Here is a 22,058-nt window from a genome sequence, read left to right on the forward strand (position 1 = left end):
CTTGCTTGGACCGGTCGTGTCGGCTTCTATTGGTGGCGTGAATGTCCGGCTTCAGACTGTGCTTCATCAGCGGGGGATCGAGCCTGAGTCGTTGGCCGATGTCTGTGAGGTCGACCCGAAGACTGTCGGACGCTGGCTCGGCGGCAGGGTTCCGCACCCGCGCCACCGTCGACGGGTCGCGCATCACCTGCGGGTCGAGGAGGGATTCCTCTGGCCACCTGCGGTGGACGACACAGCGTCAACGAACGTCGAACTGGTCGCCACCTATCACAATCGCGCCGAAGTGCCTCGGGAAACGTGGCTGACCCTGTTGGGCAACGCAACCGAGCAGATCGACGTGCTCGTATTCTCCGGGACGTTCTTCGCTCAATCCAATCCCCGTGTCGCTCAGACCCTGATCGAACGAGCACGCCAGGGCGCCCGAGTTCGGTTGTGTTTCGGCGACCCCGGCTGCAGGGCGGTCCTCGAACGCGGGATCGAAGAGGGGCTCGGCCCCGACACGTTGGCCGCGAAGATCCGTGCCTCTCTCACCTACTACCGCTCGCTCGTTACCGCACAGCGGTGCGAGGTCCGGCTGCACGGCACGACCCTCTACAACTCGATGTTCCGCTACGACGACACGTTGCTGGTGAATCCGCACATCTGGGGACAGCCGGCGAGTGCAAACCCCGTTTTCCTGCTCAAGCGGGTCAACGAAGTCGGCTGGTTCGACAACTATGCCGAGAGTTTCGACGCGATCTGGGCTGACGCGCAGCCCTGGATTCCGGACTGAAAGGCCGACCATGGGCAGAATCGAGTACTACCACGATCCGAAGGCGCCTAAACCGAATTCGCTTGTGGTGGCCTGCAATCTCCTCGTCACCGACGAGTCCGGCGCAATTCTGCTCCAACGTCGTCGTGACACCGGCCAGTGGGCGTTGCCGGGTGGCGCAATGGACTTCGGCGAGACCGCGGCCGAATGCGCGATCCGGGAATGCCGCGAAGAAACAGGGATCACCGCCGAAATCACGGGTTTCCTAGGCGTCTACAGCAACCCTCACCACATCGTCGCTTACACCGATGGCGAAGTGCGCCAACAGTACGAGAACACCTACATCGGGCAACCGGTATCCGGGTCACCGACGATCAACGACGAAGCAGACGGTGTCCAGTTCGTTGCGCCCGACGACCTGGACAAATTCGACATCCACCCCAGCATGCGCCAGCAAATCGGAGACTACCTGTCCGGCAGCTACCCCTACCTCGGCTGATTCAGCAACGCCAGCTCGACCCTGGCTGATGCGGCCATGATCTCAGGCGTCGCCCGCTGAATGAACCTACCCACCAACGTCTCCGGGCCATAGCGGCCGACAATTTCTGAGATCCGCGCAGACGGAGTCGTCGGCTGCCCGTCCGGCGTTGTAGTCATGTCGGCGTAGATCAACGCATCGACGAGCAGTCGGTTGTCGGGCAATGGGAACTCGGTCTCCAACTCGCTGCGGAGTCCGCGCTCCTCTGCCTCCAGCAATGCGCAGCTATGGTTGGCCACCAAACGCGTCAACCGCTCATCAGCCTCGTGTTCGTCGCGCAGGAACCGGGCACCGTCCAGCGGATGAAACCCCGTTCGCGCCAGCTTGGGGGCGTAGCCGATGTCGTGTAGGACCGCCGCCGCCCGAAGCAGCACTGCAGCGTCCTCAGGCAATCCACCGCTGAGATTTACGGCGGCTTTCTCAACCCCTTGGGTGTGCGACCAACGACGTGGCAGAACGCGGCTCAACTCTGCCCGGGCGACGGACCTGGCCCACTCGATGTCAACAACACCACCCACACCCTGGAAGCTACCAAGACAACCGCCAGGACGAGAGCCCACGGGCTGCGCGGTAGCGGATTCAGACGGGCACATCGTGTTGCTACATCGGAAGGTTCAAGACCTCGACGAGCAGCGAGTCGACACAGCAGTCGCTCTCCTCGAGAATATTTGTCCCCGGATGGGTCCCGTAATCAGCGTGGCGTCGTCCTGCGCCTCGCTGCTGACGCTGACACGACGGCTTGCTGACCGCCGACGCTAGACCTAGACGTGGCGTTGTCGGGACACCGCCGTGCGACGGCGATCCAGCGCGTACTGACGCATCAACCGGACCGCCGGTTCGAGATCTGCAGTAGTGAAGTGCTTTCTCTGCACGTCGATCCAGACCTGCATCTCAGCGGGACATCTTCGCATCGCAGGCCAGTCATACCGTGATCCTCGTACGGAACGGGACCTCCTGCCGAACGCGCCGAATGGGCATCGCGACATGGAACTAAACGCCACCTGAGGTTGAAATAGGCTGTGCCAGCACCTGATTCACTCGGCGTGGAGGCGGCGGCGGGTCACGTGCAGGCGCCATCCGACATGTAGTCGCATTCGGCAGGCACGCTGCTGTTGTCGCGCCGGTGGCCGCGTTGGGCGTCGCGGTCGAAGATGCCCAAGATTTCGCACGGGCCGCCCTCGGCGCCGATGGCGTGCGGGAGCATGGTGGGGAACTCGGCGGCCTGGTTCGTCTCGACGCGGAAGCGTCGGTGGCCCAACATGAGGATTGCGGTACCGGACAGGACGACGAGCCACTCCCGGCCGGGGTGTGCGCGCATGCGCGCGGGGTTGTCCGGTGGCGGTTCGGTCATCCGCTGGCGCACGACGCTCATTCCGGGCTCGCCCTTCATCGGCCAGCGCATCAGCCCGTGCGCCGCGTCGATCATCGGGCTGATGACGACATCGTCGGCGGCGGTCTCCACCAGCTGGTCCAGGGATGTGTCCAGAGCGCGAGCGAGAGTGACCAGCTGATCGAGCGCGAGGCGGCGTTGACCGTTCTCGATACGCGAGAGGGTGGACTGAGAGACATGAGCACGGGTTGCCAGCTCCTCCAGGGACCAGCCTTGTGCCACGCGTAGGGCTCGGATGCGTTTGCGTACGAGGCTGTCCAACTCGCCATCTGTTTGCGTCATAGGCAAGATTATATGCCAGTGATGCAAGACGGGGTTATGGTCGCCGACAGGTGTCCAGAACGGCTGGGCTACTCACGAAGGGCTATGAGGATATGGCTGAGCCGATTCCCGTGTACGCGACCGACACACTGCCCGACGAGACCGTCGACGTCGTGGTGATCGGCGGGGGAGCTGCGGGTTTGAACGGTGCGCTGATGCTCGCCCGTTCCCGCCGCTCGGTTGTCGTGATCGACAGCGGCAGTCCCCGCAACGCGCTCGCCGAGGCCGTACGTGGCTTCATCGGGCTGGATGGCATGGCGCCCGCGGAACTTCTCGAGCGGGGCCGGGCACAGGTCCGCGACTACGGCGGACGGGTCGTCGTCGGTGCGGTGGCCTCCGCCGAGCCCGCGGGCTCGGTAGTCGAAGGAGACCTGCGTTTCACCGTCACCCTCGTCGACGGCCGCACCCTGACAGCACGCCGTGTGCTGGTGGCCACCGGCCTGCGCGATGTGTTGCCCGACGTGCCCGGCTTGGCGCGGCACTGGGGGCACGCTGTGGTGCACTGCCCGTATTGCCACGGTTGGGAGGTGCGCGATGAACCGATCGGTGTCCTCGCCAGCGGCCCCAACTCGATCCACCACGCGCTGCTGTTCCGTCAGTTGGCCGACGATTTGATCTATTTCACCCGCGACACCGAGCTGAATGAAGCCACCCGCGCGCGCTTCGCCGCCCGAGGAATCCGCGTCATCGACACCCCGGTAGACCAGATCGTCACTGCCGACGACGGCACCCTCGCAGGTGTGCGTTTGGCCGACGGGCGGCTCATCGCTCGCCGCGTTCTCGCGGTCTCCACGCACATGCAGGCCCGCACCGAGGGGCTGGATGGGCTGAAACTGCCGATGGAAGACCTGCCCGACAACATGGGTCGCCGCTTCGCCTCCGGCATGGCGGGCACCACCGAGGTGCCGGGCGTGTGGGTCGCAGGCAACGCTACCGACCTGAGCGCCCAGGTCGGTGCCTCGGCTGCGGCAGGCGCCCTTGCCGGTGCCCACATCAACGCCCTCCTGGCCACCGCGGACACCGACGCGGCCCTGGCCGCGGCACGGGGCGAAACCCCTACCGCCTGACGTCCAGACCACACCGGTCCACTGCCCGCCCGCTGGCGGAGTGTGTAGTCGCCGGGCCTCCGGCCCATCCGTTCACTCAGCGACCGGCGATGTTCCGGCGCTGATTCTCCATGCCCATTTTCGAGAGGAATCCATGACCAACCAGCTTTCACAGGTGGCGGCCGCCGACGGCGGCGGGGGTGTTCCGGATGCGCGTGAGCTGCGCACGATCCTGATCGCCGTCTCCATCGCGCTGATGGCCGTCATCGCTTCGGTTTCCGGTCTGAACGTCGCCCAGACTCATATGGCCGTCGAGTTCAGCGCCTCACAGAACGCAGTGCTGTGGATCATCAATATCTACACCCTCGCCCTGGCCGCGCTACTGCTGCCGCTCGGCGCTATCGGTGACCGCCTGGGCCGCAAGCCCATGCTGATTGCCGGGCTGGTCATCTTCGGCACCTCGAATGTCGCGGCGGCGCTGGCCCCGTCGGTTGCGGTAATGCTGTCGGCACGGGTGGCAAGCGGCATCGGCGCGGCGATGATCATGCCCATCACTCTTGCTGTCATCACCTCCACCTTCCCCGAAGAGCAGCGCGGAAAGGCGATCGGTGTGTGGACAGGTGTCGCCGGCGGCGGCGGGATCCTCGGCATGTTCCTCTCCGCCCTCCTCGTCGACGTCGCGGACTGGCGCTGGCTGTTCGCCCTGCCCGTGGTCCTGGTCGTCGTAGCCCTGGCCTTGACGCTGAAGTCGGTTCCCAACTCCCGCGAGCGGGCCGCTCACTCCTTCGACTCCGTCGGCGCGTTGGTATCGACCGTCGCGGTGGTCGGGCTCATCTTCGTCCTGCAGGAGGGACCGGAGCGCGGCTGGACCGCGCCCGCGATACTGATCAGCCTTATTGTCGGTTTCCTCGCCACCGTCGGTTTCGTGGGCTGGGAGCTGCACCGCCGAGACGCATCGCTGCTGGATGTGCGACTGTTCCGTGAGCCCGGCTTGGCCGGCGGCTCACTCACGCTGTTGGTGGTCTTCGGTGTGCAGGCGGGTATCGGGGTGGTCCTGTTCCCGTTCTTCCAGGCCGTGCTCGGCTGGTCGGGACTGTTGTCCACGGTGGCGATGATGCCGATGGCCGTGATGATGATGGCGACCTCCGGACTCGCTCCACTGCTGGCCGCACGTATCGGCGCCCGAGCGACTATGGCCACCGGCATTCTTCTGACCGGCGCCGGTCTTGCGCTGCTGGCCGCGATCGTCTCCGTCGACGGTGGCTACCTGTCCGTTCTGCCCGGCATGGTCGCCATGGGCATCGGTATGGGGCTGTCGATGACACCCTCCACCGAAGCGATCACCAGGTCCCTGCCACGCGAGAAGCAGGGCGTCGCTTCCGCACTCAACGATGTCACCCGAGAGTTCGGCACCGCACTCGGTGTCGCCCTGCTCGGCGCGCTCGTCGCGGCCGGCTACCGCAACACCATCGACAACAAGCTCGACGGCATCCCGCAAGACACCGCCGACACCGCGCGCGAAGGCATCGCCAACGCCATCGAGACAGCGGACAGCGCAGGCTCGCACGCACAAGACCTGGTCCACGCCGCCCAGCAGTCCTTCGTCGCAGGTTGGCAGCAGGCCATGTGGGCAAGCGTCGCCGTCATGGGCGTTCTGTTCATCTACGTCGCCCTCCGCGGCCCGAAGAGCCAGGACCCCGCGAGGGGAGACGACGCCGAGATGGTCGAGCCCGTCGCCTCCCGATAGCGGCGGTGGGTGCGCGAACGTCGCTGATCAGATCAGGAATCGCGCACCCACAGCGTGGTGCCGATCGAATAGCTGCCCCAGACGGCCTGAATATCGAATCCGGTGCCTCTTCGAGAATGGCCTTCGCGTCTGTGGGGGCACGCTGTTTGGTCACAGACGACAACAGGTAGATCACGATAAGTCGAGGTCATCGAACCCTGTGTTGGAATGGGTTCAGCCGACCGGTCATGTGAGTAGCTCGGATTCGGGGGAGGGACAACTGTTCTGCAGGTGCCGAGGAATGGAAGTACTCGATGAACACCACTAGCCGAACCCGGCACTGGACGAACACCGCCACACTCGAGCAGCCCGACCCGACTCGACTCCTTCTCGCCGAGTTCGAGCCCTACGGCCGGGCCTCGATCCTGCATGTGCGCGGCATCGTCGACGCTTACACACTCACCCGGTGGCAGTGGGTGCTGGAATCGGCGCTCGGCACGACCGCGATGGATGGCGGCCGGCACCTGATCATCGACCTCACCGAGGTCGATTTCCTGTCCCTTCGCACGATCTTCACGCTGGCAGAACTGGCCCGGCAAGGCTGTCGGCGCGGTGTAGCGATCAGCGTGGTCGAGGCGAGACCGTACGCGGTGACGGGTCGAGTCATGGGGGTCACCGGCTTGGCCGAATTGCTACCGGTGTACCCCGACCTGCTCGGTGCGTTGACTGCGGCTCATTCCGATCTTCTGTTGGCGGGAGCCGAAGCCGTCATCGGCGCCGTGGGCGAGTCCGGTGACGCCTAGGCCGAATATCTATGACGCCGCCTTCGTTCGGCGGAATCGGTTCGCCGCGACGGTGATCGGAAGGCTTCGCGCACAAGTGCCGACTCATCCCATGTGGTGCCGGTAGGTGGAGTAATCGATGTACCCCTTGTCGCCGCCGGTGTAATACGTGGCTTCGTCGGCCTCGTCGAGGGGCAGGTCGGCCCGCAGGCGCTCGACCAGGTCAGGGTTGGCCAGGAACGCCCGTCCGAAGCTGATCAAGTCTGCCCCGAGGTCTAGCCAGTGGTCGGCTGCCTTGCGGTCGGTAGGGGTGGCGCCCATGGGGTTCGAGGGGTTGACGATCATGGTGCCGGGCCATTCTCGGCGGAGCCCGACCAGGATCTCCTCGTCGGTAGTTGCCTCCAGGTGCACGTAAGCCAGGTCGTTTCGGGCGAGCTCGGCCAGGAGCGCGCTGTAAAGCTGGGGGACGTCTTCCTCGATCGCGTCCCAGATTCCCGCGCCGGGGCTGAGTCGAATGCCGACCCGGTTGCCGCCGATCGCGGCTACGGCGGCTTCGACCGCCTCGACGGCGAAGCGGATCCGGCCGGTGATCGAGCCGCCGTATCGGTCGGTTCGCTGGTTGGCGTTGCTGGAGAGGAATTGCCCGATCAGGTATCCGTTGGCGCCGTGCAACTCGACGCCGTCGAAACCTGCCTCGATCGCCCTGCTCGCCGCAGTCGCGTACGAGTGGGCCTCGGCAGCGACTTCGGCAGTCTCGAGTGCGCGGGGCACCGGGGCTGGTTGCGGGCCGGTCGGGGTGAAGACCATAGCGTCCCGCGCGGCGACAGCGGAGGGGCCGACCGGCTGGTGGCCGGTAGTGTCCGGGTGGCTGATGCGGCCACCGTGCATGATCTGCGCGTAGATTCGCCCGCCGTTGGCATGGATTGCCGAGGTGACGTGTCGCCAGGACTCGACCTGCTCATCGGTGTGGAGCCCGGGTGTCGACGGGTTGGACTGGCCGATGAGGCTGGGCTGGATGCCTTCGGAGATGATCAGCCCCGCGCTCGCACGCTGTGCGTAGTACGTGGCCATCGACGCTGTCGCCAAACCGGCGGCGTTGGATCGCACGCGGGACATGGGTGCCATCGCGATCCGGTTCGGAAGACGAAGTCCTGCAAGGTCATAGGGGTCGAACAGTGCTGTCTGGTTTGTCATGCCTCGACGGTAAGACCTACCATTGACGTCAGGGGCAAGGGTTTGCGATGGAGGTCACAGTGCGGATCGGTGAGCTGGCAGAACAAGCAGGTGTGAGTGTCCGCTCGCTGCGCTACTACGAGGAACAGGGACTGCTGGTCAGTTCGCGTAGTCCCAGTGGTCAACGGACCTATCGCGACGGTGCTGTGGAACGGGTCCGTTTGCTGCGGCGCCTGTATGCCGCGGGGCTGTCGAGCCGCACCATCGCCGAACTGCTCCCGTGCGTCGATTCTCCCAGTGCGGAGCAGTCCGACGAGACCTGGGCGCGCTTGCTGGAGGAACGTGCACGCCTCGACGCACAGATCACGGAATTGCTCCAAGCGCGTGACGCCCTGGACGCGGTCGTCATGACCAACCGCCGCCATCGCGAGACATTGGTCGACTCGGTCGACGTCGGCTGACACGACTCCGGTGTGCCGACCCTGAACCAGCAGTTCCCGTCGGATGGTTCGGATGCTTGGTGACGAGCAGGCGGTTACGCGGATCGGCTGGCGCTCCCGCTGGCTCGGTACTACCGGCTACTGATCGTGTCGTTCAGTTCCCGGAACCGACGATGGCGGTAACTCGGATCTCCACGCGCATGGCGGCCAGGCCGAGCACCGTCACTCCGGTTTCGGTCCAGATCGGCGCGCGACCGCCGAGGCGCTGACGGAACTGCTCGGCCATGACCCTGTTGTGATCGTCGCCGATGGCGTCGTTTCCGGGTTCGACCTTGTGGTAGGAGTTGACGTGGATGACGTCATTCCAGGTGGCGCCGACCGTGGCGAGCGTGCGTTCCACGTTGTCGAAGGCCTGGACGATCTCGTCTTCCAGTGCGTCGGGGATCACCAGGTCGTCATCCACTCCCGCCTGGCCGGAGGTCTCGACCCGGTCGCCGACGCGAACCGCACTGCTGTAGCCGAGTGCCTGGTGGAGCTTCTCGCCGGAGCCCGGAGTGATGCCGAAACTGACAGTGCTCATGATGCTCATTCCTGTGGAGGGAGTTCCCCGATGTATGACTTCACGCATAAACTAACTACAGAGCGTTAATATTTCAACCTTGAAGTCATTTGGAGATGCGTATGAGCGACGACGAGAACGACGGAGAAGGCCGCTGGCTCGACGAGCAGGAGAAGGCTGCGTGGACCGGATTGATCTCCCTGGTGCTGCTGCTGCCGGGCAAGCTGGAGTCACCGCTGCGGGCGGAGCACGACCTCACGCTGTTCGAATACCTCGTGCTCAGTCACCTCTCCGAGGCGCCGGAACGCAAGCTGCGCATGGGGGAACTGGCTGTCCTCGCCAGTGGATCGCTCTCGCGCCTATCCAACGTCACCAAACGCTGTGAGCAGCGCGGGTGGATCGTCCGAACACCCGACCCGACCGACGGCCGCTACACCCTCGCCGAACTCACTGACGCCGGTTTCGACGTCGTGCGTCTGGCAGCACCTACACACCTGCAGTCGGTACGCCGCATCGTCCTCGACTCGCTCAACACGACGGATCAGAAAGCCCTCGCCCGCATCGCGCACAAGCTGCGCATCGTTCCAGACGGCCTCGGCTGACGGTTGTTCCGGCTGTCGGGACCGTCGCGAGGTACGCGCGGCCTGACACCAGAGGGCGTCCCGACTACGGGGCGCCTTCCCTGTCCATCGCCCCGCGCAACCTCCCGAGCAACCGCTCGAACTCCGCGAGCTGGGCGGGCTCGTACTCGGCCAGGATCGCGTCCTGCTCGGTATTGACCGAGTGGAAGAACTCCTCGGCCAGCCGTCGCGCGTGCTCGCTGCACCGCAGTGTCACGACCCGCCGATCGGTGTGCTCGCGGCTGCGGGTGATGTATCCGGCCTGTTCCAGTCGGTTCAACAGAGTTGTCATCGCGCCCGATGTCAGCGTGACCCGCTTGCTCAACAGCGCGGGCGACAGCGGCTCGGCGGCCTGTTCGGCGGCCGCGATCTCCATCAGCGCGAAGGCGTCGGTGGAGTGCACGCCGAGGGTTTCGGCGAACCGGCGGCCCAGCTCGGTGAAGCTCGCGCCGTAGTCGAGGAGACCCGCGGCGAGCCGCTGCCGTCGCATCGCGACATCGGATGTCTGCTCCACCATCTCGTCCTCTCGTCGACCGCTCGATTGACAACTTACCGCCCAACATTTACCTTCATCGTAAAGTAACTTTATGGCGGAGGTATAGTGCGGACAGAAACCGAGACTCCATCACTGCGCTTGTGGTTGGGGTTGATCGCCGTCTCGCTCGGAGTCGCCCTGATCGTGGTCGACCTGACGATCGTGAACGTGATCCTGGCGCCGATCGTCGACGACTTGGGGATCACCTCGATCCAGGCCCAGTGGATCCAGGAGTCGTACGCGATCGTTTTCGCGGCACTGCTTTTGGTCGCCGGTCGACTGAGCGATCTCTACGGCGCGCGCAAGTTGTTCCTGATCGGGTTGGTCGTGTTCGGCGCCACCAGTCTGCTCGCCGCGCTCGCCCCGAACGGCGCCCTGCTGATCGCGGCCCGCTTCCTCCAGGGCGTCGGCGGGGCGATGATCCTGCCGACCTCCCTCGCCCTGGTGAACGCGGCGTTCACCGGCAAGGCCCGCGGGCAGGCCTTCGCGATCTGGGGATCCACGATCGGCGCGGCCGCGGCGGTAGGCCCGTTGCTCGGCGGGTGGCTCGCCGACTTCTCGTGGCGCTGGGCCTTCGGCATCAACATCCCCGCGGTCGCTCTGATCATGGTCGCCGTGCTGGTCTACCTGCCCGCCGCCGCGACCACCACCGGTCGTGTCGATTGGCTCGGGGCCGCCCAGTCCGCACTCGGCCTCGGCCTGCTCTCCTTCGCCACGATCGAGGGGCGACACTACGGCTGGCTGATGGTGACCGAACCGATGCAGGTCGGTGAATTCGTTTGGCGCAGTGGGCCTTCGCCGGTTCTCGTTGCGTTCGTCGCCGCCGCACTCGCGCTCGGGTTGTTCTGGCGCAGACAGGCGATGCTCGGCCGCGCCGGTGGCGATCCCCTGGTAGATGTGCGGTTGTTCTCCATCGATTCGTTCCGCAAGGGCAATGTGGTGACGCTCATCGTGGGGCTCGGCGAGTTCGGGATCATCGCGGTGCTGCCCCTGTGGATGCAGTTCGCCCTCGACTACACCGCGTTCCAGGCCGGACTCGCGTTGGTGCCGTTGGCGATCGGCAGTTTCGTCGCCAGTGGTGCGAGTTTCTCACTGACAGCGTCGGTTTCGGCCTTGGGGCAGGTGCGGATCGGCCTGCTCCTCGAAGCGCTCGGCTTGGCGATGCTCGGTGTGTTCGCCGCGGCGGACAGCGGTTGGTGGTCGATCGCGCTCGCCCTGTTCGTCTACGGCGTCGGCGTCGGCTTCGCGACCGCCCAGGTCACCAATGTGGTGCTCGCCGACGTGCCCGGCGAAAGCGTGGGACAGGGCTCGGGAATTCAGAGCGCCGCACGCGAACTCGGATCGGCACTCGGCATCGCCGTCCTCACCACACTGTATTTCAGCACCCTCGGCGCCGACCTGGGCGACCGCCTGACCGACGCGGGCCTGCCCGAACCCGAGGTCGACCAGCTGTCGTCCACCGTCACCGACAGCGCGGGCTCGGTGATTCCAGCCCTCGCCGAGAACCCCGAGACGCTCCCCGTCGCGGCAGCAGCTCGTGCGGCCATGGCGGCAGGGATCGAAGTGGCGAGCTACCTGTGCGCCGGGCTTCTCGTTCTCGCCCTGGCGACAACTGCCTTCGTCAAACCCGCGAAACTAGCAGCGACACAATAGTTCCCACACGGCATGGCGGCCACGGGGTCTCCCGTGGCCGCCATGCTGCATCCGTCACCTGCCGACGAGTAGATGCTCGAGCCGGAGGACTTCGTCAGCCCATCGAACGTGGTCATGACTCGAATCCTCATATCCGAGAAGGGGAGTCGACACACTTCAAGGGTGCAAGATCTGCACGGACGTTCGTCGGATGACCATCCCGGTGACTTTCGGGTCCTCGGAGGTGTTGACCGATCCGGCCATAGTGGATATTTTGTATCCACTATGAGAATGGGTAAAGGAGTCGAGGCGGCCCTTCACTGCTGCTTGGTGATGCACTGGCTCGACGGCGCGCCCGTGACGTCTTCTCGGCTCGCCGAATTCTTCGGTCTGCCACCGGCATACCTGCAGAAGACCCTGCGAAGCCTGGTGTCGGATGGGATCGTCGAGGCGGTTCGTGGTCAGGCCGGCGGATTCACGCTCGCACGGCCCGCCTCGTCGATCACTCTCATGGATGTCGTAGCGGCTGTCGAGGGGCGCGAGCCCGCGTTTCGCTGCGAGGAAATTCGTCTCGACGGCCGGTCCGGCGCAATCGGTTCCCGTTCAGGACAGTGTGCCATCGCGCGCGCCATGTCTCGCGCTGAGCTGTCGTACCGGTCCGCCCTGGCCGAGCAGACCATCGGCGACCTAGCCGAAGAAACTGGGCCGGACGTGCGAGACCGCACCATCGACGCGCTGACCTGAGTTAGTTCTGAAATCCCGAAACGGTTTGAAGCATACGATCATCGAAAGATTATGGACAATGGATATCGACAATTCGAGGCGATGGTGGCCCCGGCTGTTACCTTTGCTGGCCGCGACGATCGCGGTGGGCACCGACACCTGGGTCGTCGCCGGATTCCTGCCCGCACTGGCCGCCGACATGGGCGTGTCCACCGCTACGGCCGGCCTGTCCGTGACAGTTTTCGCAGCCTCATACGCACTCGGCGCGCCGGTCCTGGCGGCGGTGACGAGTTCGGCCCGGCCGCGTGTGGTGATCGCGGTCGCCTTGCTGATCCTCGCCCTGGCCAATGTCGTCTGTGCCGTGAGTACGGGGTTCGCGCTGTTTCTGGCGGGGCGGATCCTCGCCGCTCTTGCGGCCTCGGTCGTCACCCCCGCCGCAGGTGTGCTCGCCGCGCGTGTCGCCGATGAACGATACCGCGGACGCGCGCTTGCTCTGGTGATCGCGGGGCTGACCATCGCGACCGCTCTCGGTGTGCCGGTCGGTCATGTGCTGGCGGCCACCACGAGCTGGCGGGGGGCGCTGTTCGCGATCGCGGGACTGGCCCTCGTCGCAGCGATCTTGATTCACACCACGGCGCCGAACCCACCCGCGGGGTCACCTCACCGCATCGCGGACCGACTGGTCCCGCTGACGGAACCGCGCGCCTTGTCCATTCTCGCCTTGACCGTGCTGGGTATGGCCGCTGCGTATGTTCCGTACGCCTACATTGCGAAGCTGTCCCCGGACGGGCACAGCGGATGGTTCGTCGCGATCCTCACCGCTTACGGCATCGGGGCCGTCGTCGGATCGCTGACCAGCGGGAGCCTGACAGACATACTCGGCCCGACCCGCACCCTCACCATCGCCTACGCACTCATGGCCGCAGCCTTCCTCGCAATGGCTGTCGGTCCACCGGCGATAGTGCTGGTCCTCGCTGCCGCGATCTGGGGTGCCGCCAGTTGGGCGCAGACGCCACCGCAGCAGCACCGCCTGCTCGATGCGATGCCGACGATCGGTTCTGTCGCCATCGGAACGAACGCCTCAGCGCTGTACGTGGGAATCGCCCTGGGCAACAGCCTCGGCGCGCTCGTCTTCGATGCAGGCACCGCAGTCATGTGCCTGGTTGCCGCGGCAGGGGCTCTGGCGGCCCTGTTGTGGAACAGGACGATGTCGCCAACGGCCCGCCACTCGGAGGTTGCCCGATGACAGCTCGAAGGGCATCGGCGCCTCGCGAGCTACCCGCCCCCGCTGCAACGGATTTCGCGGCACTCGACATTCGAGTCGCTCGGATTCTCGAGGTCCAGTCTTTCCCCAAGCACGCCGGGTGGCATGGAAGCCTCCCGCTTGATTTCGCGGCTGCGCTACCGCAACTTTGGTGTGCTCGTCACCCGCTCGCACGATTCACGCATACGCCTGGCTAGGCAGGACCCAGTAGATCCCACCGGTTGCCGGCAATGTCCAAAAAGACCGCGACGCAGCCATACGGCTCGGACCGCGGTTGCGTCACGAATTCGACGCCCGCTGCGACCAACCGGGCATATTCTGACTGAAAGTCATCGACTCGCAGGAAGAATCCCACGCGACCGGCAACCTGGCTACCGATTACAGCTGCCTGCCGTTCACCATCCGCCCGCGCCAGCAGAATCCCGGTTTGCGCGCCCGGCGGGCGAACCACCACCCACCGCTTGGGTCTGCCGTCGTCGGTCAGCGCCGGCACGTCCTCGGTCAGTTCGAACCCCAACACCGAGACGAAGAACTCGATCGCCGGGTCATACTCTTCGACCACGATCGCTACCAGCTCCAGATGCATCATCTGAGCATAGGAAGCCCGACCCATCAGCATGCTGATCCAGTGGTGGCGTGGCAATAGCCCACCATTACGTCAGGCGCCAGGGTCCTTGCTCTGTGGAACTCTGGTGGCGTGGGCGAGCGTGGCCAGGTCGGGCATGGTGCGGGAACCGATGCGATCCTCGAGAGGATTGCGGGCAGCACGGTGGATGCCGTGGGAACAGAGGTTCCCCCCCGGCCAAGGGAATGGGGTTCGACCAGAAGCGCATCGCAAGTCTCGGCTTGTCCGGGTGCTCGTCTGCTCCTCGGTGTTCATCGCTGCCTTGTTGCTGGTCCTCCTGTGTGTAGGAGTGGCCTGGTTCGGGTTCCTGATTTTTCTCTTCTAGCGGTCTGCGACGCCGTCGAACGTAGTGGTCTGCGACGCCGTCCAACGTTGGCCCGCCGGAACCGAGGCACCGTCATCGGCCCATCGGAACGATGCCGATCGCAGGTCGCGGAGGCAGAGCGTGTGCGAGCAGCCGGCCAGGATTGGCGTGTCGAGAGAGGGAGCCTCGAAACCTCCTGACCAGGCGATGTCACACTTCGGTTTGCTGCTCCGTCGACTCCGTGAACGCCAAAATCGCGATGAAGGAGCGGATCATGGTGGAGCAGAAGAAGATTGCGGTGGCTGGGGCGACCGGTCGGCTGGGGCGGCACGTGGTGGATGTGCTGGTCGAGCGTGGGCATGAGGTTGTCGCGTTCTCCCGGGCCAACGGTGTCGACATCGAGAGCGGAGCCGGCCTCGATGAGGCTTTGTCCGGGGTCGACATCGTTATCGACGCGTCGAGCACCCCTTCGGCCGATAAGCAGGTGGCCACGGAGTTCTTCACCGCTTCGGCGCGGAACCTGCACGCGGCGGGAGAGCGTGCCGGGGTCGAGCGGCTGGTCGTGGTGTCCATCATCGGGATCGACGGTTCGCTCGCCGGGTACAACGCCGCCAAGCTCGCGCACGAGCAGGAATTGCTCAAAGGCGCGCTGCCGGTGCAGATTCTGCGTGCGGCGCAGTTCCATGAACTCGTCGAGGTGATGGTCGGGTGGGGCACCCAGGGCGATGTTGCTTACGTCCAGGGCATGCGCACCCAGTTGGTCGCCGCGCGGACCGTTGCCGAAGCGTTGGTCGATCTGGCGATGAATCCGATTGCCGCCGAGGATATCCCGTTCCCCGAGATCGCGGGTCCGCAGCCGGAAACGATGGCTTCTGCCGCTGCGGCACTGGTAGCTGCTCGCGGCGACGCCCTGCAGATCATCGAGACCTCCGATGATGCCAACCCCGACCGCGAGCAATTCGAAAACGGCACCCTGTTGCCGTCCCCGCACGCCACACTGGCCGGCCCGTCCTTCGCGGAGTGGGTAGCCGCGACGATAGCCGCCGCCCGCTGACGTTGCCGCGTCATGGCGGCCTTCCCCGTGGACGACCTGCCGTTGATTGATTACCGAATTCATATTGTATGACTTCCAAAACAGATGATATTGTTCTCGTAACATACGGCACCCGGAAGGGTTGGTGCCGGAACGACACCTCGAGGAAGTCATGCGCATCATCGTTTTCGGGGCCAACGGTCCCACGGGCCGCCTGCTCACGGAGCAAGCTCTCGGCCACGGGCACGACGTCGTCGCCGTCACCCGCAAGCCCTTTGAATTCCCGCTCGCACATGACCGCCTGACGGTCTTCGAAGGCGATGTGTTGCGACCGGGCTCGGTCGACTCCGCGGTCGCGGGCGCGGATGCTGTGCTGTCCACACTCGGAGTACCTTTCGGCAAGCGCGAGATCACCACCTACTCGGCGGGATCGGCCAACATCCTGGCCGCCATGCACCGGCACGGCGTGCGCCGCCTCGTGGTGGTCTCCTCGAGCGCGGTCGACCCGAAGCCCTACTCCGACGGCGGAATCCTGTTCAACCGGATCCTTCAGCCCTACGTGGCGCGGGTGCTCGGCCGAACCCTGTATGACGACATGCGGCGGATGGAAACCCTGGTCGAGGGCAGCGATCTGGACTGGACCATCGTGCGACCGAGTGGGCTGTACGACTTGCCGACCGTCACCGACTACACGATGGCGGCGGGGCATATAGACCGACGGTTCACAGCTCGTGTCGATCTTGCGGCAAGCCTGTTGCGCTTGGCCGAGGAGGAGCAATTCGTGCGTGAAGTCGTATCGGTTGTCACCGTCACCGACAATCCGAGTATGGCGCAACTGCTGCGACGGGAAGCATTCAACAAATGAGACCATCACCTCCGAGACCGGCGTGTCCGGCCAACGCCAGGTCGTGGATCGCCCGGGCGTCTTCGCCGTAGACGTGGGGCCGGGTCCGGGCCTCGTGCCAAGGCCATTCCGGTGGTCGAAGGGGTGCGTTCAGGCGGTCGGGCCTGGCGAAGACCGTGATGATGCCGAGGTCGGCTACATCTTGGTGTATCGCGCCATGGCGAAACTGTAGAGACCGTAAGCGATGATGCCCGCGCCCGCCGCGATCAACAAGGCGGCTCCGAAGGGCTGTTCCCCAAGGGTTTTGAACGCACCGTCGAGTCCGGTGGCTTCGCCGGGATCGGATCGGCCGACCGCGAGTATGACCAGCAATCCGATTGCCGCGACGGCCAACCCCTTCGCGACGTAACCCACGGTGCCCAACCTGCGGACCAGGGTGCTCGTGTCGCCATGCAGGTCGGCGAGGAAGCGCTGGGTCGCCCCCTTGTAGATGTGATAGCCGCCGATCGCGATGATGATCAGCCCGGCGATGACGAGAGCAACCGTGCCCACGGTGGATTGCATCATCTCAGCTGTGATCCCGGTGCTCTGTGCGCTACTGGATGTGCCTGCGCCCCGCGCGAATCCGAAGGCGGAGATGGCGAAAGCGAGATAGACCACCGCCAACGAGAACGCCTTCACTCTGTTGACGGCCTCCGACTTCTTGCTCTCGGAGTCAGGTTGGGACGAGCTGCCGAGCGCCGCTTCGGCCAGCCGCCACAACGCCATCAGCGTGAACGCGACGACGCCGGCCCAGAGCGCGAAAACACCGCCCGGCTTGGCAGCCAGTTCGGTCATAGCACCCGATTGATCGGCCGTACCCGCCCCGCCACCGAGGGCGAGCCGGATGGCGATGTAGCCGATGATCAGGTGCACGATGCCGCTCATCACCAACCCCGCGCGGGCGAATCGTTCGAAGATACTGTTCTGGGCCACCCGGGCCACGGCAGTGGACGAATTCTCGTACGACGATGAGTCGGTGTGGTTCGGCATGCTGATCACCCTGCGTGTCGTTGATCCGTCGAGGTCGTTCCGCGACGGTCGGCGCAGGATCTACTGCGAGGTCTCGTTCGGCGCAACTAGTTCTTGAAGGCGTCCCTGATCTTGGCACCGGACTGCTTCAGGTTCCCCTTGACCTGCTCGGCCCGCCCTTGCGCCTCGAGCCGCCGGTTACCCGTAGCCCGCCCGATCACCTTCTTCATCCGCCCCTTGGTGGCCTCGACGGAATTCGCGATCTTCTTACTCGTACTCATGGCAGTTTCCTCGCTGTATGAACCAAGTCAACGCCGTAGTCCCGCAGGTGTCAACGATGTTGATCTTCGATATGGAGATCTAGGCGGCCGAGGCGAGACCATGGCAACCACGTAAGTTTCGTGTGTGGGGCGAGTATGGGAGGCCTGGGGGCCGGTGCTGGTGGCATGGGGGATCGGTGTCACAGCGATTCCCCTCATCGTGGCGCTGCTGCTGCGGTGGCGGGCCCGTGCGGGAATCGAACGGCCGATCGCGTTGCTGCGCAGCCTGGCCGAAGTGGGGATTGTCGCCGGGACGCTGCCCTGGGTGTGGATGATCCTGACACCGACCGGCGGCACCAGGACGGTCAGCGTGGTTCCGCTGCGCGATCTCGCCGCGACGCTGAGCGAGCTCTCCTTCGACACCATCGTGCAGATCGGCGCGAACACCGCGATATTCATCCCACTGGGTTTCCTGCTGCCCTTGCGATTTCCCCGCTTCACCGGCATAGGGCGGATGCTCGTACTCGGTGCCGCGCTGTCGGCGACACTCGAACTCGCCCAATATGTCCTGAATATCGGACGGGTGTCATCAGTCGACGATGTGCTGATGAACGCGGTCGGCGCCGGCATCGGTGCGCATCTGCTGACGCTGGGCAGAAAATCGTGGAGCGTTCGGTCCCTCGTGCTGCCGCCGCACCGACCCGATCCGGCGGACAACCCGCTGACAGAGGCAGGGGTTGTCGCAACGGATGATGACGTCGCTTCGAGATCCTGGCGAAGGACCCCGTAGCCACCTATCGCGTGTCGAGTGGCTGGATCTCTGCCAGGACCAGTGTCACGACGCGGTAGGCGAGAACCGCTGGGACGACGATGATCAGCACGAAGCGCAGCGCTACCACGACGACGGCGAGGGCTACGAAGTCTGCGCCGAGGCCATCGGGTGACCCATACCCGTGCCGAGCCGACGACGCCGCCAGAGCCGCATGCAGAGGGGGGTAGACCACCGCCAGGACCAGCGGAATGCGGAACAGGCGCCACACGGTCGACACTGCGTGCGGGACCTTCATCGGGCCAGCTCCGGTCCCGAAGACAGGAACGCGAGCATGAGCGCGTTGCCGATCACGCCGCCGGTCGCGAATCGCGTGCGGGTTCCGCTCTGTAGCGATAGTCCGAAGAGGTCGGCTGTGCGGAACAGGCGGGTGAAGGTCTCGCGGTGGCCGAAGGCGCGGGCGGGAGCGAGGGCGAAACCGGTGGCCGACACCGATATTCCGAGTATCAAGGGGCCACTGTCCATGTCGCCGGGGCCGCTGTAGCCATCGCCGTACTCATCGATCGCGCTGAATCCGAGGACAGTTCTTTCCTGCCCGAACAGCCCTGCTGCCAATTCTTGGGCGAGCGACCGGTCCGCGAAGCCGGCGAAATAGGCCGCCAAACCGGTTCCCGAAGCGCGTGGTGCGTCCTGGGCCCGGCCGTCGGTGCCCATACGCTGGATCACCAGTCCGGTGTCCCGATCGATCTGAACCGTGCGCACCTGGCGCGCCCAATGCGCGATGACCGCCGTGTGATCGACGCCCGTCACCCTGCCGTGCACCGCGATCGCCGCCGCGACCGCCGCGACATCGGTGGGATACGCCCTGCCGGGAAAGGTGTCGAGCAGCCCGGTCGGCGAAGCGAGCAGCCGCCGCTCGAGGGCGGTGATCAGTGCATCGTGCTGAACGGCAAGGTCGGCAGGAAAGGCTGGATCGATCCACCGGGCCATCCCGAGCGCGAGGGCCGGATAGGAGAGATAGGCGTGACCGTCGGCGCTGTCGAGATCGGCGAGTCCGTCGCGGCCGTGCCATGCCGACGTGAACTCCGAACGCATCTGGGGCAAAAGGCTTTTGACCGCAGCGCGAGTGATGACCGGGGCATACCGCTCCCGCCATTCGGGATGTTCCAGACACGCTTGTGCCAAACCCTGTGCCGTCATCTGATGGGCGAGCAACCCCCACATGCCGGCGATCCCGTCCCCTCCGCCGGAGGCTCGCCGATGATCGTCGGCGGCTTCGAACGCCACCATCTCCTCGGCGAGTCCGCGCAGCAACGCGGTGTCACCTCGATACCACCCGTCCGCGTCCCTGCCGCACCACCATCCCGGCAGCACACACACCACCGAAATCGCGACCACCGTCGCGATCACCACCGTGAGCGGACCGCGTAACCGGCGCACCGCTCCGGCTTTACTCCCCATGCCCCGAAGGTACATGCGCGGCAAGAACATTCACTTGGAACCGGGTTTCCCTGACTTCCCGGGTCAGCTTGCACGCCATCGGTCGACGGCTCGCCTGACAGCGATAGCGCACCCGCACTCCGGTCCGACGCGAGACCGCCGCGGAATGGTCCGGCTCGAACAGATCATCTACTCGGTCAGCACGGTCGAAAGGCTGCGCGACATCGACACGACGCTGGGCGGCGCAGCCACCACGCCCACTTCCACTATGGTTTGCCGAATGCGAGCGCGACGTTGTGGCCGCCGAAGCCGAATGAGTTGTTGAGTGCGTAGTCGATTCGCTGCGGTCGTGGCGCGCCCGCGACGATGTCGAGATCGATCGCCGGGTCGGAATTTTCGAAGTTCAGGGTGGCCGGGACGATCTGTTCACGCAAGGTCAGGATCGTGAGGACCGATTCGAGCGCGCCGACCGCGCCGATCGAATGCCCTAGCGCTGATTTCGGTGCATACACCGACGCATCAGGAGTGACGGCGGTGATAGCGGCTGCTTCGGAGGCGTCACCGATCGGTGTCGACGTCGCGTGCGCGTTCACGTGGTCGATATCGGAAACACGCAGTCCGGCAGAGTGAATCGCTTTGCGCATCGCCCGTGCGGCTCCGGTGCCTGCCGGGTCGGAGGCGACGATGTGGAAGGCGTCGGAGGTGATGCCGGCACCGAGCACCTTGGCATGGATCTGCGCGCCTCGTGCTTTCGCGTGCCGCTCGGATTCGAGCACGAGCAGCGCGCCCGCTTCGCCGAAGACGAAGCCGTCACGGTCGCGGTCGAAGGGCCGGGAGGCGCACTCGGGCTCGTTGTTGCGGGTACTCATCGCCCGCATCATCGCGAAGCCCGCGATGGGGACAGGGTCGATGTGTCCTTCGACGCCACCGGTGACCACCACGTCGGCCTCACCGGTGCGGATCAGCCGCCATGCGTGCGCGATCGCTTCCGATCCCGACGAGCAGGCTGAGACCGGTGCGAAAACACCACCCTGCGCGCCTATTTCGAGCCCGACGGTGGCGGCAGGACCGTTGGGCATCACCATCGGTACGGCCAGCGGAGAGACCTTGCGGTAGCCGCCAGCCCGCATCGCGTCGACGGCATCGATCAGCGCGTCACCGCCGCCGAGGCCGGTGCCGATGGCGACAGCGAGGCGCTCGCGGTCGACTTCCGGGGCGCCCGCTGCCTGCCAGACCTGCCTTCCTAGGACGAGAGCCATGCGTTCGACGTAGGAATTCCTACGCTGTTCGATTCGCGTCAGCTCGGTATCGGGTGAGGTGACCAGTGGTCCGCCGATCCGCACCGGCAGATCGTGCTCGGTGAGGAACTCCGCAGGCAGTGCACGGATTCCGCTCTCGCCGCGCAGCAGACGTGACCAGGTCTCGTCCATGGTGTCGGCGAGTGCGGTGGTTGCCGCATACGCGGTCACCACCACGCCTTCCGCGGTTTCTGAAGCGATCGGTACATTCATGCTGTCATGAATACCTGTAGCAGTCGGTACAGTCAACCTATGGCCCGCCCCCTCGACCACCGCAAACGCGCTGAGCTGTTGGCCGGTGTCGTCGCGTATATCGCTTCGCACGGTTTGACCGAACTGTCCCTGCGCCCGCTGGCCGCCGCGCTCGGGACCAGTTCGCGGATGCTGATCTACTACTTCGACACCAAGGAAGAATTACTGGTCCAGGCTCTGGCCACACAGCGACCAGACCTGGCCGCGGTATTCGCCGATGTGGTCGAACCCGCGCAGCTACGCGATCGGCTCGTCGGCTTCTTCGACCTGAATTCCGACGGCGCGGAGGCAGACAGCGTGCGGGTGCTGTTGCAGGTGCTCGGTGCCGCGTGTGCGCCGGAATCGCCGTACCAGGACTATGCGAATTCCGCGATCGCGACCTTTGTCGGCGAACTCGCAGCGGCGCTGCGCAGGACCGGATTGGCTCGAGAGCCTGAAGTGGTGGCGACGCTTCTGGTCTCGGGACTGCGGGGCATCATTCAAGACCGTGTGATCACGGGCGACCGGGAACGCACTGGCCACGCAGCCCGCGCCCTGATCAACGCGGTCTTGCCGTCCGACCGATAGGTCGTGGGTTGCGGTGACCACCACATCTGCCACCACGAGCGCCGCCAGAACCGGGTGGTCGGTAATCTGCGACGTCACTGATCGATGAAATGCTGACGTCGGAATCTCTGTTGCGGTGAACTGATTCGTGTGCGTGAACCCGGTTCGTGCAGAAC

Annotated in this window: 25 protein-coding genes; 14 read left to right on the forward strand and 11 right to left on the reverse strand. The window is 65.3% G+C overall.

Features of this window, described 5'->3' with window-relative positions:
• Window position 1 precedes the first annotated feature (1 nt).
• Both HYG95_RS16925 and HYG95_RS16930 read left to right on the forward strand, forming a co-directional pair.
• Window positions 2–772 carry a hypothetical protein gene (locus tag HYG95_RS16925; RefSeq protein ID WP_220139516.1) on the forward strand — a complete coding sequence of 257 codons (771 nt, stop codon included), beginning with the start codon at window positions 2–4 and terminating at the stop codon, window positions 770–772.
• A gap of 10 nt (window positions 773–782) precedes the next feature.
• Complete coding sequence (locus HYG95_RS16930; RefSeq protein ID WP_181698895.1) at window positions 783–1,250, forward strand: NUDIX hydrolase; 468 nt, start codon at window positions 783–785, stop codon at window positions 1,248–1,250.
• On the opposite strand, the gene HYG95_RS16935 is transcribed toward HYG95_RS16930, so the two are convergent.
• Both HYG95_RS16935 and HYG95_RS16940 read right to left on the reverse strand, forming a co-directional pair.
• Window positions 1,238–1,882, reverse strand: a complete 645-nt coding sequence (locus HYG95_RS16935) for an HD domain-containing protein (protein WP_181698896.1) — start codon at window positions 1,880–1,882, stop codon at window positions 1,238–1,240. The two genes, HYG95_RS16930 and HYG95_RS16935, sit on opposite strands and share 13 nt — an antisense overlap.
• Window positions 1,883–2,349: 467 nt before the next feature.
• Window positions 2,350–2,961: a helix-turn-helix domain-containing protein gene (locus tag HYG95_RS16940; RefSeq protein ID WP_181698897.1), complete on the reverse strand. Its 612-nt coding sequence runs from the start codon at window positions 2,959–2,961 to the stop codon at window positions 2,350–2,352.
• 92 nt (window positions 2,962–3,053) lie between these two features.
• Here HYG95_RS16940 and HYG95_RS16945 point away from each other — a divergent pair, with 92 nt between their 5' ends.
• From HYG95_RS16945 to HYG95_RS16955, 3 genes are all read left to right on the forward strand, one after another.
• Window positions 3,054–4,067 (forward strand): NAD(P)/FAD-dependent oxidoreductase, encoded by a 1,014-nt coding sequence (locus tag HYG95_RS16945; protein WP_181698898.1) that lies wholly within the window; start codon window positions 3,054–3,056, stop codon window positions 4,065–4,067.
• Window positions 4,068–4,200: 133 nt separating this feature from the next.
• Window positions 4,201–5,793, forward strand: a complete 1,593-nt coding sequence (locus tag HYG95_RS16950; RefSeq protein ID WP_181698899.1) for an MFS transporter — start codon at window positions 4,201–4,203, stop codon at window positions 5,791–5,793.
• A gap of 293 nt (window positions 5,794–6,086) precedes the next feature.
• Window positions 6,087–6,575: an STAS domain-containing protein gene (locus HYG95_RS16955; protein ID WP_181698900.1), complete on the forward strand. Its 489-nt coding sequence runs from the start codon at window positions 6,087–6,089 to the stop codon at window positions 6,573–6,575.
• Window positions 6,576–6,659: 84 nt separating this feature from the next.
• Here HYG95_RS16955 and HYG95_RS16960 read toward each other — a convergent pair whose 3' ends face one another.
• A complete protein-coding gene (locus tag HYG95_RS16960; protein ID WP_181698901.1) occupies window positions 6,660–7,748 on the reverse strand; it encodes an alkene reductase in 1,089 nt (362 codons plus the stop codon).
• Between the two features lie 47 nt (window positions 7,749–7,795).
• On the opposite strand from HYG95_RS16960, the gene HYG95_RS16965 reads away from it, so the two are divergent.
• Window positions 7,796–8,188: a MerR family transcriptional regulator gene (locus tag HYG95_RS16965; protein ID WP_220139517.1), complete on the forward strand. Its 393-nt coding sequence runs from the start codon at window positions 7,796–7,798 to the stop codon at window positions 8,186–8,188.
• Between the two features lie 133 nt (window positions 8,189–8,321).
• On the opposite strand, the gene HYG95_RS16970 is transcribed toward HYG95_RS16965, so the two are convergent.
• Window positions 8,322–8,747, reverse strand: a complete 426-nt coding sequence (locus HYG95_RS16970) for a Rid family hydrolase (RefSeq protein WP_181698902.1) — start codon at window positions 8,745–8,747, stop codon at window positions 8,322–8,324.
• Window positions 8,748–8,848: 101 nt separating this feature from the next.
• Here HYG95_RS16970 and HYG95_RS16975 point away from each other — a divergent pair, with 101 nt between their 5' ends.
• Window positions 8,849–9,328 carry a MarR family winged helix-turn-helix transcriptional regulator gene (locus HYG95_RS16975; protein WP_181698903.1) on the forward strand — a complete coding sequence of 160 codons (480 nt, stop codon included), beginning with the start codon at window positions 8,849–8,851 and terminating at the stop codon, window positions 9,326–9,328.
• A gap of 64 nt (window positions 9,329–9,392) precedes the next feature.
• Here the strand turns inward: HYG95_RS16975 and HYG95_RS16980 are convergent, their stop codons facing one another.
• Window positions 9,393–9,863 carry a MarR family winged helix-turn-helix transcriptional regulator gene (locus HYG95_RS16980; protein ID WP_181698904.1) on the reverse strand — a complete coding sequence of 157 codons (471 nt, stop codon included), beginning with the start codon at window positions 9,861–9,863 and terminating at the stop codon, window positions 9,393–9,395.
• A gap of 84 nt (window positions 9,864–9,947) precedes the next feature.
• Here HYG95_RS16980 and HYG95_RS16985 point away from each other — a divergent pair, with 84 nt between their 5' ends.
• From HYG95_RS16985 to HYG95_RS16995, 3 genes are all read left to right on the forward strand, one after another.
• Window positions 9,948–11,534: a DHA2 family efflux MFS transporter permease subunit gene (locus HYG95_RS16985; RefSeq protein ID WP_370465826.1), complete on the forward strand. Its 1,587-nt coding sequence runs from the start codon at window positions 9,948–9,950 to the stop codon at window positions 11,532–11,534.
• A 270-nt stretch (window positions 11,535–11,804) separates the two neighbouring features.
• Window positions 11,805–12,257 carry an Rrf2 family transcriptional regulator gene (locus HYG95_RS16990; RefSeq protein WP_255495439.1) on the forward strand — a complete coding sequence of 151 codons (453 nt, stop codon included), beginning with the start codon at window positions 11,805–11,807 and terminating at the stop codon, window positions 12,255–12,257.
• 58 nt (window positions 12,258–12,315) lie between these two features.
• Complete coding sequence (locus HYG95_RS16995) at window positions 12,316–13,482, forward strand: MFS transporter (RefSeq protein WP_181698905.1); 1,167 nt, start codon at window positions 12,316–12,318, stop codon at window positions 13,480–13,482.
• A gap of 211 nt (window positions 13,483–13,693) precedes the next feature.
• On the opposite strand, the gene HYG95_RS17000 is transcribed toward HYG95_RS16995, so the two are convergent.
• Window positions 13,694–14,086: a VOC family protein gene (locus tag HYG95_RS17000; RefSeq protein WP_181698906.1), complete on the reverse strand. Its 393-nt coding sequence runs from the start codon at window positions 14,084–14,086 to the stop codon at window positions 13,694–13,696.
• A 584-nt stretch (window positions 14,087–14,670) separates the two neighbouring features.
• Between HYG95_RS17000 and HYG95_RS17005 the strand changes: the two genes are divergently transcribed.
• Together HYG95_RS17005 and HYG95_RS17010 are read left to right on the forward strand one after the other, a co-directional pair.
• Window positions 14,671–15,483: an SDR family oxidoreductase gene (locus HYG95_RS17005; protein WP_370465827.1), complete on the forward strand. Its 813-nt coding sequence runs from the start codon at window positions 14,671–14,673 to the stop codon at window positions 15,481–15,483.
• A 151-nt stretch (window positions 15,484–15,634) separates the two neighbouring features.
• Window positions 15,635–16,327: an NAD(P)-dependent oxidoreductase gene (locus tag HYG95_RS17010; RefSeq protein WP_181698907.1), complete on the forward strand. Its 693-nt coding sequence runs from the start codon at window positions 15,635–15,637 to the stop codon at window positions 16,325–16,327.
• Between the two features lie 174 nt (window positions 16,328–16,501).
• Here the strand turns inward: HYG95_RS17010 and HYG95_RS17015 are convergent, their stop codons facing one another.
• The gene (locus HYG95_RS17015) at window positions 16,502–17,338 is read right to left on the reverse strand and encodes a DUF1206 domain-containing protein (protein WP_181698908.1); all 837 of its coding nucleotides are present in this window, start codon (window positions 17,336–17,338) and stop codon (window positions 16,502–16,504) included.
• Between the two features lie 86 nt (window positions 17,339–17,424).
• The gene (locus HYG95_RS17020; RefSeq protein ID WP_181698909.1) at window positions 17,425–17,598 is read right to left on the reverse strand and encodes a CsbD family protein; all 174 of its coding nucleotides are present in this window, start codon (window positions 17,596–17,598) and stop codon (window positions 17,425–17,427) included.
• Between the two features lie 124 nt (window positions 17,599–17,722).
• Between HYG95_RS17020 and HYG95_RS17025 the strand changes: the two genes are divergently transcribed.
• A complete protein-coding gene (locus HYG95_RS17025) occupies window positions 17,723–18,367 on the forward strand; it encodes a VanZ family protein (protein WP_220139519.1) in 645 nt (214 codons plus the stop codon).
• Between the two features lie 4 nt (window positions 18,368–18,371).
• Here the strand turns inward: HYG95_RS17025 and HYG95_RS17030 are convergent, their stop codons facing one another.
• The 3 genes from HYG95_RS17030 to HYG95_RS17040 form a co-directional block, all read right to left on the reverse strand.
• Window positions 18,372–18,644 (reverse strand): hypothetical protein, encoded by a 273-nt coding sequence (locus HYG95_RS17030; protein ID WP_181698910.1) that lies wholly within the window; start codon window positions 18,642–18,644, stop codon window positions 18,372–18,374.
• Window positions 18,641–19,807 (reverse strand): hypothetical protein, encoded by a 1,167-nt coding sequence (locus HYG95_RS17035; RefSeq protein ID WP_181698911.1) that lies wholly within the window; start codon window positions 19,805–19,807, stop codon window positions 18,641–18,643. Before HYG95_RS17035 ends, HYG95_RS17030 begins: the two co-directional genes overlap by 4 nt.
• Window positions 19,808–20,052: 245 nt before the next feature.
• The gene (locus tag HYG95_RS17040) at window positions 20,053–21,297 is read right to left on the reverse strand and encodes a KasA/KasB family beta-ketoacyl-ACP synthase (protein ID WP_181698912.1); all 1,245 of its coding nucleotides are present in this window, start codon (window positions 21,295–21,297) and stop codon (window positions 20,053–20,055) included.
• A gap of 39 nt (window positions 21,298–21,336) precedes the next feature.
• Between HYG95_RS17040 and HYG95_RS17045 the strand changes: the two genes are divergently transcribed.
• Window positions 21,337–21,903, forward strand: a complete 567-nt coding sequence (locus tag HYG95_RS17045; RefSeq protein WP_181698913.1) for a TetR/AcrR family transcriptional regulator — start codon at window positions 21,337–21,339, stop codon at window positions 21,901–21,903.
• The last annotated feature ends 155 nt before the right edge of the window (window positions 21,904–22,058 follow it).

The sequence above is a fragment of the Nocardia sp. GTS18 genome, from assembly GCF_013839555.1.
Taxonomy (GTDB): Bacteria; Actinomycetota; Actinomycetes; order Mycobacteriales; family Mycobacteriaceae; genus Nocardia; species Nocardia rosealba.